The 7755-nt window shown below is 51.9% G+C and carries 7 protein-coding genes; all 7 read right to left on the reverse strand.

The genetic code is table 11. The annotated features are described in order from the left end of the window. Positions 1-1451 (reverse strand): TonB-dependent receptor plug domain-containing protein (locus tag M7F93_RS10410; protein ID WP_298173025.1); only part of this gene is annotated, 1451 nt, incomplete at its 3' end. A 432-nt stretch (positions 1452-1883) separates the two neighbouring features. Next, complete coding sequence (locus M7F93_RS10415) at positions 1884-2912, reverse strand: phosphorylase family protein (protein ID WP_298173028.1); 1029 nt, start codon at positions 2910-2912, stop codon at positions 1884-1886. A gap of 166 nt (positions 2913-3078) precedes the next feature. Continuing rightward, positions 3079-4488: a phosphomannomutase/phosphoglucomutase gene (locus M7F93_RS10420; protein ID WP_298173031.1), complete on the reverse strand. Its 1410-nt coding sequence runs from the start codon at positions 4486-4488 to the stop codon at positions 3079-3081. Continuing rightward, positions 4488-5279 carry a uridine phosphorylase gene (udp, locus tag M7F93_RS10425; protein ID WP_298173034.1) on the reverse strand — a complete coding sequence of 264 codons (792 nt, stop codon included), beginning with the start codon at positions 5277-5279 and terminating at the stop codon, positions 4488-4490. The genes M7F93_RS10420 and udp overlap by 1 nt, the downstream gene beginning before the upstream one ends. Continuing rightward, the gene (gene deoC, locus M7F93_RS10430) at positions 5276-6016 is read right to left on the reverse strand and encodes a deoxyribose-phosphate aldolase (protein WP_298173037.1); all 741 of its coding nucleotides are present in this window, start codon (positions 6014-6016) and stop codon (positions 5276-5278) included. The genes udp and deoC overlap by 4 nt, the downstream gene beginning before the upstream one ends. Then, positions 6013-6459 (reverse strand): cytidine deaminase, encoded by a 447-nt coding sequence (gene cdd, locus M7F93_RS10435; RefSeq protein ID WP_298173040.1) that lies wholly within the window; start codon positions 6457-6459, stop codon positions 6013-6015. The genes deoC and cdd overlap by 4 nt, the downstream gene beginning before the upstream one ends. After that, positions 6456-7755 (reverse strand): purine-cytosine permease family protein (locus M7F93_RS10440; RefSeq protein ID WP_298173043.1); only part of this gene is annotated, 1300 nt, incomplete at its 5' end. The genes M7F93_RS10440 and cdd, both read right to left, overlap by 4 nt.

The raw sequence follows: 7755 nt of genomic DNA on the forward strand, positions 1-7755 counted from the left end.
ACGCTTCCGCCAATCGGATAATAAAAACCGATATCGTCCGAGCTTATGGTATAAGCATACAGATACTTGATGCCTGGGGTAATATGTACCTTACCGTGCAACAGGCTGATATTGTCCTGGACATATACCGAAGCAAGCAGGCGCTCATCATGTTCATCCCAAGCATTATTGTACTGTGGTACTTGTGGTACAGGAGCAGAACCATACCAGTATTCCGCGCTGTGCAACAGGCCGTAACTAACATTGCCGCCGAGGGTCACGAGATTGTGCGGCAGAATGAATTGCGCCTTGGGTTGAAACCCCACGGCTGTGCTGATCCCCTCGTATAGATTATAATCTGTGCCATAATGCGTCGATCCAAAAATGGCACTGGGATCATAGGTGGGTGGCACCGGATAGGAAAGCCAAAATGGATAGCCGGTGCTCTGATTCGGAAGATAGTAAGGCTGGGTGGCGCTTTGATCAAACGCCGGATTTGTATAGGCGGTGCGTTGGTAAATCTTATTCCGCACATATACCTTTCCACCAATAATAACATGACGATTTATGGTGCTCTTGTCACCCAGGATGGCGGTAAGTTCAGTATCCTTATTCGATGATGTTGAATAATTCAACGGCCAGTTGTAGTTGTACCCGTATTGCTGAATCAGCGCCTGTGGAACGCTGTGTGGGGTATACCCTACATTATGATTGACAATTACATATGCCGACATTTTTGACAAGCCATGGTCATAGGGCAGGATGCCAGCGTAATAGTAGTTGGTATTCTGGTTGCCGGAATTCTGCAACCAACCATTGCTGGTCTGCCGATTGTAGGCGAACAGAGAGCGGAAGCCGTCTATGGAGCCAGTATTGAACAGGGCGTTCCATTGAAAAGTGCCGAAGCTGCCGTAGCCCATACCTACCGACCCACCCATGGTCTTGCTCGGCTGCCGTGGCTGATAGTTAATGGTGCCACCCAGTGAGTTGTACGAGTTGACCGAAGGGTTATTGATGCCGTTGTAAATGTTGATTCCGGAGATATCATTGAGAGTTAAAGGTACGGCGTTACGCTGAGACGCCTGCTGTGAACCACCGTTGAAAAGGCCATTTAGGGAAACGCCATCAAAAGTTTCAGAGAACTGACCGCTTGTAAAGGCGCGGAAGGTGATAGTACTACGCATCCCGTTGGGTCCTGTACTGAAAGCGTTGATGGAGGGCTTGCGAGCCAGGATGGTTTGGGCATTCTGCATCGGTGATGCACGCCGCACCACTTTGGCGGTGATCACATGTTCTGAATAGGTGGCCTTCAGTGGCACTTTCTTTTTGACTGATACCTTTGCCTTTTTCGAAACTTGCCCCACCTGAACCGGGGTTTTAGTTGTACTTTGAGCATAGGCCATGGGCGTCATGACACTTATTCCGGCGCTACCCAAGGCCAAAAGCAATATGTGACGATGCAGATGCTGCATAGTATAATCCTCCATGGTAGTAAAGGGTACGCAAACTCAGTACCAGAGCTAACCGCGTTGCAGGGCGACAATTATCTTGATCAACTGGCAACCGCCCCGCATCTCCTTTGCTCGGTGATGATGCGATAATATTTAGGCAAAACTCGTGCCATTTACACAACAAACGTAACCACATGTTTTTATTGTTAACACCAAATGTCTCTCATGGTTACCACCCATTGCATCGCACCAAAACAGTGCGCACTGTTTATAATAATGATCATTGTGGTGCATCTTGGAAACTCGGAAGACATCTTTATGAGAAAACAGATAAAAATAGATGTAGAACTATTGAGTCATGGAGTAATCCGCTGAACAACTGGCATGAAGACTGGCTCGCGGGGCTTGTTGGGGTAAAAGGAGATCATACAGCCCTGGAGCGCACGTTTGTCATCAGGAGGTGGTGCGCTGCCTCGCTTGGCAAGCGTCGATCAATCCACGCGGATCCGTTGGCGTTTTATAAAAGGAAACTGGATATGGATTTCGTAACGGGTAACTATATTTTTTGTTTAAAAGATTATAACCGTATGTTTTAATCACTCTAAGTATTATTTTATCACTGATATCCTGTGTGATTTGCGACGCAGTCTTGCGATGTTCGCCCCGAGGAGGGACACCGTTTCCACTGAACTCAAACACACTGTCCGATATAGTACTGACTTCGATAAAAGGAATTTTAGCTAGTTTTGCGACCGTAGCGGAAAACCAATCACCGTCTTCATCGACCTCATGGAAAACGTCGTCGGTTTTCTTGATAAATGATTTATCAGCAAGCCACATGGTAGACGTTCCTTGTATTCCATAATAGTATATTGCTGGTTTTTGTATTTTGTATTTACCATTGATCCAGGATGGCAATTCTTCTCTATCAGATACATACCGCGCCGCACAAGCTGTGTATTTTTCCAACTTCTTGTTTAGGTAAAAATATTGATAACCTCGGAGACTTGACTTTCCAGAGAATTCGTCAGGTGTTATTTTACCTGTTGGTGACATATAAAAGTTGGCAAAGTTTACCTGTTTTGTTCCTATAACAATATCTCCTACATGCATCTTTCCAGGTGGAATATGGGCGCCTGATGTTCCAGGGTATAGTAGGGCTTTTATCTTAAAGTGATCCACCATAACTTGGGCAGTAAGTGCGCGCGTATATTCTCCACCAAACGGCTGAATACAAATAACTACGGGGATCTTATAAATATTTCCAATTTGATATTCAAATTGACCTATCCGTACTGATTTTATCTTTTTAAATTTTTTCATTATGACCGCATAGTGGGCTGGCCCAACAGGAATGAGTAACCCTATATAGGCATTACTATTCCTATCGGAGATCCGTAGACCAGCTTGCGCACCACCCACAGAAAAAAACAGGAAACAAGCTGTTGATATGGCATAAACAATATGTCGCCAGAATTTCATGAGCTTTAAATTCCTTTTTTGCTTCATTAGAAAATTTTCTCCCAGTCTTGCAACCCGTGTCAGATTATCCGTTCTTATATTTCCGCTGCCCGCGAAGCGGCTTGGCACAATGAGGATCCATGCGCCAGTCTATGCCCTTGCTGCCATAACCCAGGCAGCGCCCCTTTTATTCAGCGCGCCGTTTTAGGGCGTTCGGCATTGCACCAACAACACCAATGATGGCTTCCCTCACACACAGCGCTATACGCTCTAACGACGCCACACTCGCGGCCTCGACCCGTGTCACCAAAACCGGCTGCGTATTGGATGCCCGGATCAGTGCCCAGCCGTCCGCAAACTCCAGGCGTAAGCCATCCAGGGTGATAATCCGCGCCTCTGGGAATAGCGTTCCCGCTTCGCGCATCAGCACAGACATCACCTTTTGCGCTTCACCTTCGGCCATCTCCATCCGTTGTTCTGGCGTGCTGGGCAGCTTGGGCAGGGTTTCCAGAGTGTTGCTGGCCGTGAGCCCTTCTTTCACCGCTTTGGCAAGGATTTCCAGCAGTCGCGCAGCCGCGTACATCCCGTCGTCAAAGCCCGGCCAGCGGTCCCGAAAAAAGAAATGCCCGGCGAGTTCGGCACCGACAGGAGCCTCCAGTTCTTCCATCTTTGTCTTGATCAGGGAATAACCTGTTTTCCACATGACAGGCTCCCCCCCGGCAGCACGAATGATATCCGGCAGTAAGGAAGTAGATTTCACGTCATAGACCACTGACGCACCGGGATAGTCAGGCAGAATATCCCTGGCAAAAAGCATTAATAAACGATCTGCCAGAATCACTTCACCATTGGCACTGACCGCCACCAGACGGTCACCATCACCATCAAAAGCCAGCCCGAGATCCAGTTTTTTCCGCTGAATCAGGGCGATTAAGTCCTGCAGGTTTTTTTCATCCGTGGGGTCTGCAGGATGGTTGGGGAAGCGTCCGTCCACTTCCACGTACAATCCATGCACGACGCACCCTAGTTGACGGAATAATTCGGGAGCGACAATCCCGGTAACGCCATTACCACAATCCATGCCGATATGCAGCGGTTGCGCTAAACGCACGTCCGACACAATACGCTGCACGTAGGCATCTAATACCCCGTACTGCGAAAGCTGCCCATGCAGCTTTCCGGATGCCAAATCCTGATCACGCAGGCGACGATAAATATTCTGGACATGCTCGCCATACAGGGTCTGTCCCATCAACACCGTCTTGAATCCATTGTAATCTGGCGGATTGTGACTTCCGGTCACCATGACTCCGCCATCGGCATGCAGGTGCTGCACGGCAAAAGAAAGCACCGGTGTTGGTACCATGCCAACATCCAGAACATCGCAACCGACCGAGCGCAGACCCATCGCCAGCGCATGATGAAAGGCCAGACCAGACAGACGTCCGTCGCGCCCCACGGCGATAACCCGCCCGCCGCGGGCGATGAGTTCACTGCCGATGGCGCGCCCGAGACTTTCGACCAGCTCCGGCGTCAGATCACGGTCTACCACCCCGCGAATGTCATACTCCCGAAAAATATCTGCGGGAATATTCATCAGACACCCGATGCTGCGTGACGCTTCACGGTTTCACGCGCAACCAGCGCCAAACGCTCTTTGACCTGGGCATAAACCCCCTCCTGTACCGACTCGCTCTGGGTCCGCAGGGCGATGACCCCGCAGAGTGAAGCTGCATGCAACCCGAAGGTACGAGCGATGGTAAATAGGGCCGAGGTCTCCATCTCGAAATTCAACACGCCCAGATGCTGCCATTCATCAAGACTGCCCTGGAAGCGCCGCTGAACGTAACCTGAGAAAGAGTCATAGCGTTCCTGCCCCGGCCAGAAACTGTCGGAGGAACAGCAAATCCCGGTCTGATACGAAAAGTTATGGTATAAAGCCGCTTCGACCAGTTTCTGAGTCAGAGACAGGGAGGCCACCGCCGGATATTCCACCGGCGCATAGTGTCCCGACGTACCCTCCAGCCGCACCGCGCCTTCACTGATAATCAAATCACCCAAAGCGATGTGAGGCTGAATGGCACCGGTGGTCCCCAGACGCAGAAAATGAGTAACCCCGAGGCGTGCCAGTTCCTCAACAGCGATGCCTGTAGAAGGAGAACCAATCCCGGTAGACATCACCAGAACGGGCGTATCGTCCACATAGCCCAGGGCCGAACGATATTCGCGATGCCGGGCCAGTTCAGTAGCGCGGTCCAGGCAACTGACAATCGGCTCTACCCGGTCAGGGTCGCCTGGCAATAAAACATATCGGGCACCACGCAGCATCGCGCGGGATACGCCGATGTGGTACTGAACAGATGTTGAATCACTGACTATACCAGTCATTTTCCATCCTCTTCCTGTAAAAGATTATCCAGTAACGCGCTGGCACCTATGCGTACCTTGTCCGGCGCCAGAAAGGCGCTACCCATATGCGTTTCGATGGTCCGTAAATACTGATTCAATTGGGCGGAGCTACGGACACCGCCTGCCACCTTAATACCTGGGGCTCGCTCGCTTTCGCGGTATTCATGCACCACCTGCATAAGGTCTTCCACCGCCTCCAGGGTGGCTCCGACTGCGGCCTTGCCCGTTGAGGTCTTCAAAAAGGTTACTCCGGTAGCTGCCGCTTCCTGCGCCAGTTGGATCCGCTGCGTGGATAAAGGAATAGCGCCCGTTTCCAGAATGGCTTTAATGCGTGCCCGGCCATTGATCCAGCGTTGCATCGCCTCCAGGAGCGTGGAAATTGCACGGTGGTTTCCCGCCAGCCAGGCTTTGTAAGGAACCACCACATCTATTTCTTCCGCACCATCGGCCAGAACACTTTCCACTTCCTTTTGGGTTTCCCGGATACTTTGGTCACCGCCTGGGAAGTTCACCACGGTTGCAATGGCGACGGAACTGCCTTGCAACAACCCCTGAGCCAGAACCACATAAGCCGGATGGACGCAGACGGCGGCCACCGGACCCAATGGCGTCAGCGCCTTGGCACAGAGCGTTTCGATGGCCGCCTCGTCACCCGTTACGGCCTCTAGTCGGGTCAGATCAAGCAGACCGATGCGTTGAGCGATGGAGAGACTCACTGGCCAATCCCCTGTAAATCCACTGCGCCGAAACCGTTGGGCAACAGATCGCTGAAGGCCATACGCTGCGGATTACCCGCCAGTGTCGCCGTATAGACCCACATCGTAGGCGACGCAAACTCGTTGAGCCGCTGACGACAACTGCCGCAAGGCCAGGCCGGGGAATGTCCCTTGCAGGCAATATAGGCCGCCCGAATAGGCATTGGGCCGAGGGTGGCGATCATCTGGCCGATCGCCACCGCTTCGGCACAAAGTCCGGAAGGGTACGCCGCGTTTTCAATATTACAGCCCTGAAAAATACGCCCGGACCCAGTCAGCAGCGCCGCACCCACCGGAAAATGGGAGTAAGGCGCGTAGGCGCGTTTCAGCATCTCTTCCGCCGCCTTGCGCAATTGGGCGAGAGTCGCCTCAGAAATCTCTGCAGCTATCAGGGGACGGTTCATGCCACTTTTCTCCGTTGCACACGTTGTTCCATAACGCGGAGGCCACTGTAATAAATCACCGCGGTCATCAGGGCGGAGCATACTTGCCAGGGCAATATATGGATGAGTGCCGGGGTAATCAAAACGCCCAACTGTGCCAGTATAATCCCGAAGATCAACGCGCCGAGCGCCCAGGGTGCTGGCCACAAAAAATAATCCGTCCAGGTATGGGCTCTTTGATAAAATAGGGAAATGGCATCGTTATAGTGCTTACCGTGAAACCAGTCGATCACCAGAATGAAACTGAAGGGAAAAAGCAAAGATCCCAGCATCGAAAGAAATCCCTCGATAAGGTTCAGAATCCCCGCAATTGCCAGCAGAGTGGCGAAAACGCCGAGCAGAATGACAATGGCAGGCTGCATAAACCGATGTGGTTTACCGGCGACATTGATGACGGCAAGCAGCTTGGTCACCGCTGGATACAAGTTCATAGCGTTGGTATGGGCGATGGCGAGAATCACCCCGATGGCGGAGACTTCTCCCCAGAATGGAAGGTTTTTGCCGAGCAATGCGATATTCCAGTCCCCGGTCATTTGCAGCGCCACCAGGCCTAAAATGCCCATAAAAAGTACCGCAGACATCACGCCCACGGCAGGGGAAAGCAAGTAAAGCGCCCGGTCTGAGGGTTTTTCCTGTGCAGTCCATGGAACACAAAAGCGGGTGACCGTGGGAAAGTCATAGGCCCAGGCCAGCAGACTAAAACTCAGCACCAAATCGATATCTTTGCCCCAATCCACACGTTGAGTCGCTACCGGAAGGACAAAAGCATGTTGGGCAAACAGATAATAGGCCAGTACGGCATAGCAGAGCAGAAAAAGCAGGGCCGTATACTTATAAAACCTTTCCAGCATTTCCATACCAAAAAAGACCAGGGTAATTTGCAGCGCACCCAAAACGATATACCAGAGCATGCCAAAGCCCGGAAACAAGGTGTCGAGGATATTCCCGCCGACATCCGTATTCAGGCCGAACCACCCGGCACCGACGATGGTATATAAAATAGCCAGCAGGGTGGCACCCCCGATACCGAAAGTGCGCCGCGCCATCACCATGGAGATGATGGGGGCCTGACGGCCCATATGCGATAGCAGCATCGCCGGTATCAGCCCGATACCTGTGGCGAGCAATACGATCAGGATGAAATTCCACAGTCCGATACCATGGAGCAGCAAACCAATCACCGGTGTCGTCGCCGAGGCGGAGGCCAATGCCCAGATCAGGAACAACATGCCGGGGCGCATGGTACGGTCCCGGTCG

It is taken from the genome of Acidithiobacillus sp. (assembly GCF_027322205.1).
Classification (GTDB): domain Bacteria; phylum Pseudomonadota; class Gammaproteobacteria; order Acidithiobacillales; family Acidithiobacillaceae; genus Acidithiobacillus.

Bases quoted from the DNA above. Each gene is read 5' to 3' on its own strand.
- M7F93_RS10415 (WP_298173028.1), bottom strand. From the start codon at position 2,912: ATGAAATTCTGGCGACATATTGTTTATGCCATATCAACAGCTTGTTTC.
- M7F93_RS10420 (WP_298173031.1), bottom strand. From the start codon at position 4,488: ATGAATATTCCCGCAGATATTTTTCGGGAGTATGACATTCGCGGGGTG.
- udp (WP_298173034.1), bottom strand. From the start codon at position 5,279: ATGACTGGTATAGTCAGTGATTCAACATCTGTTCAGTACCACATCGGC.
- cdd (WP_298173040.1), bottom strand. From the start codon at position 6,459: ATGAACCGTCCCCTGATAGCTGCAGAGATTTCTGAGGCGACTCTCGCC.